Below are 2719 nucleotides of genomic sequence, written 5' to 3' on the forward strand. Positions count from 1 at the left end.
CGTGGGCCCCGGCTCTGCAGCGCACCGCCAAAGAGGCGCCGCGCTGCGTCCGGGGCACGAGACTGCCGGTCGAGCAAACAGTCGTTTCAACGACGGCAGCCCTACGCCAGCGTATGCACGATCACCGGCCCCGCGGCCGCGCTCGCGTGCCCCGCGAGCAGGGGGCCGAGATTTTTCTCGATCCAGGCGATGGCGCGCTTGTTTGCCTCCTCGGCCTGCTCGAACTTGTCGAAGATCGAGATCGCGGTGACCGTGTCGTCACCGGCATAGACGACGTAATAGGCGCGGAAGCCGTCGACGTCGCTGATGATCGGAACGGCGCCGTCCTTGATGCGGCGCGCCAGCTCCTCAGCGCTCCCGCTCTTCGCCTTGGCCTGACGGATGGCGGCATACATGGCATCCTCCTTCCAGCTACGTGTTGGGGACATAGTGCCCAAGGTGATCTTACGCCTTGGCAGGCAAACGATCCACGCCCTCGCATCAATCGCCCGCCTTTACCCAACGGATCGCATCTCGACCGACCGTGCGGCCAGCGTGATGGCCGGCACAGTTGTTCCGCGCGCGTTCCGGCATGGTTGCGTCCACACCGGCTGCATCGGGCAGCCGCAACAGGACACCGACCATGAGAACCATCGCGCTTTCGGCTATCGCCGCCCTCGTCGCCATCACGACGTTGGCCGGCTCCGCCCGGCTCACCCCCGCTGCCGCCGGCAGCCTGGACTGGCTCGGCAACGACAATTACGTGCGCTGCCTGAAATATGTCAGCGCGCTCGCCCATGGCAATGCGGCCGCTTATGACCGCGGCCGCAGGGCCTGCAATCGGCAGTATTATCCTGGCCGTCCCGGCTATGACTACTGAGCAGGCCGGCGCCTCAAACGAAGGCCGCGCAGAGCAGCGCGGCCTTTTCGCAATCGAACCCTGTCTGCAAGTGGAGAAAGCGCCTCGCCGGCCGGGGCGGCCATCCACCTATCCTTGGTTAACCGGCGGCTAACCCAACCCGCACGCTCTGCAACCAACGGTTAAGCACGCCTCAACATCGCTGCCTTAGTCTTGCCCCACTCACTTTTCGCAAACACCGGTGACCTATCCTGCTGGGCGAAGTGACATCAGGGGGTTCATCATGCGCATTGCGTTGCTGCTGACGGCAACCATCGTCGGCGCGCTCTTCGCCAGTCCATCCCATGCCGGATCGCTCGATGCCGACGCAGCGCAGTCGCTGCCGCCCGGCTTCCAGAGCTACCGCGGCTACATGTTCGACCTGTCGGAGAACTCCGACCGCAAGGACGTCGACAAGCTCACCGACAATCTGAAGCAGCAGATTGATCTCGTCGAAGGCGCTGGCCTCTCGCCGCGCGTGCTGCGCTTCTTCCATACCGTGCCGATCGTCGCGAGCGAGCTGGCCTGCCTCGACGAAGGCGCCGCGACCGCGTGCTACGGCCGGGTCACGCCGGAGATCCACCGCACCGCGCCGCGGACGCTCACGGTGTGGGACCCGAACAAGCAGCGCTGGACGAATCCGAACGCCGTCGACCTCGCGGTCGATTCCGGGCTCGGCGTGATCATGCTGCGTCCGGACATGATGCGGTACGAGAAGGAGGCCGTGCTGCTGCACGAGTTGCTGCACGCCTATCACGCGCGGCTGTTGCCGGACGGCTATGCCAACAAGGGCGTGATCGCCTACTACGCGCTCGCCAAGTCCAAGGACCTTCTCCCCAAGGACTCCTATGCGATGAAGAATCCCATGGAGTTCTTTGCGGTGACCGCCAGCATCTTCCTGTCGGGAAAGAGCGAATTCCACGACCCGAAGTCGCGCGAAGCGCTCAAGGAGAAGATGCCGGACTATTACAAATATCTGGTCGGCGTGTTTGGCTTCGACCCCGAGCCGGTGGCGGCAAACGGCCCGGTGGCCTCGCTGAAGTGAGGCGCCCCGCTGAAACGTTCAAAAGCCGCGCGACATGCGCGGCTTTTTTAGTTTTGGCCAGCCGGAAGCTGCGGATGACTCCCCGGCGGGAATTGCCAAGGCAGGGCCCGATCTGCATAGTCCCGCCCGCATCGATACCGTTTTAAGAGGATAGAACAACATGGCGGACGCCGACCTGGATGTCGTGATCCGGCAACTGGCCAGACAGCTGCATACGGGCCTGATGACCCGCGCCAAGGAGCGGCGGGATCGGTTCAACGGCCTTGCGGCCAAGGCCAAGGGCAAGGAGACAGCCGACCGCTTCAAGATGATGGCCAAGGCCACCATGGAGCAGGCCACCGCCGCCGCCAAGCGCCTGCAGATGTCCGCCGACAACGTCGCCGACAGCTACGCGCGATCGATGCGGATTGCCGCCAGCACGCCCGTTGTGGTGAAGGTGGCGAAGAAGGCGAAGGAAAAGCCGGAGAAGAAGGCAAAGAAAGCCAAAGCCAAGAAGGCGAAGTAGCCGCAGCTTTCTTCCTTCTGCCCCTTGTGGGAGAAGGTGGCGCGAAGCGCCGGATGAGGGTCTCTTTCCTCGACGACAGCATCGTAGGGTGGGCAAAGCGAAGCGTGCCCACGCGTCGGTCGCCGTATTGCAGAGATCGTGGGCACGGCGCAAGTGCGCCTTTGCCCACCCTACGATTCCGGGATTCGTGGAGAGATACCCTCACCTTCTCGGTACTGACACCTGTGTCGGCTCGGCGCTCGCGAGCTCGGCGAGCTTTGCGCGCGCAGCCTCGCGCGCGCGGCCGTCCTTG

General features: G+C 64.3%; 4 protein-coding genes. 3 read left to right on the forward strand and 1 reads right to left on the reverse strand.

What is annotated here, in order from left to right; translation table 11 throughout:
• Positions 1 to 101: 101 nt before the first annotated feature.
• Positions 102 to 395, reverse strand: coding sequence for an antibiotic biosynthesis monooxygenase (locus MOV75_RS33625; protein WP_247007484.1), 294 nt, complete (start codon positions 393 to 395; stop codon positions 102 to 104).
• 227 nt (positions 396 to 622) lie between these two features.
• Between MOV75_RS33625 and MOV75_RS33630 the strand changes: the two genes are divergently transcribed.
• The 3 genes from MOV75_RS33630 (at position 623) to MOV75_RS33640 (ending at position 2427) form a co-directional block, all read left to right on the forward strand.
• The gene (locus tag MOV75_RS33630) at positions 623 to 859 is read left to right on the forward strand and encodes a hypothetical protein (protein ID WP_247007486.1); all 237 of its coding nucleotides are present in this window, start codon (positions 623 to 625) and stop codon (positions 857 to 859) included.
• A 262-nt stretch (positions 860 to 1121) separates the two neighbouring features.
• A complete protein-coding gene (locus MOV75_RS33635; protein WP_247007488.1) occupies positions 1122 to 1922 on the forward strand; it encodes a hypothetical protein in 801 nt (266 codons plus the stop codon).
• Positions 1923 to 2082: 160 nt separating this feature from the next.
• Complete coding sequence (locus MOV75_RS33640) at positions 2083 to 2427, forward strand: hypothetical protein (RefSeq protein WP_247007489.1); 345 nt, start codon at positions 2083 to 2085, stop codon at positions 2425 to 2427.
• Positions 2428 to 2719 lie beyond the last annotated feature (292 nt).

The organism is Bradyrhizobium sp. PRIMUS42 (assembly GCF_023006515.1).
Taxonomy (GTDB): domain Bacteria; phylum Pseudomonadota; class Alphaproteobacteria; order Rhizobiales; family Xanthobacteraceae; genus Bradyrhizobium.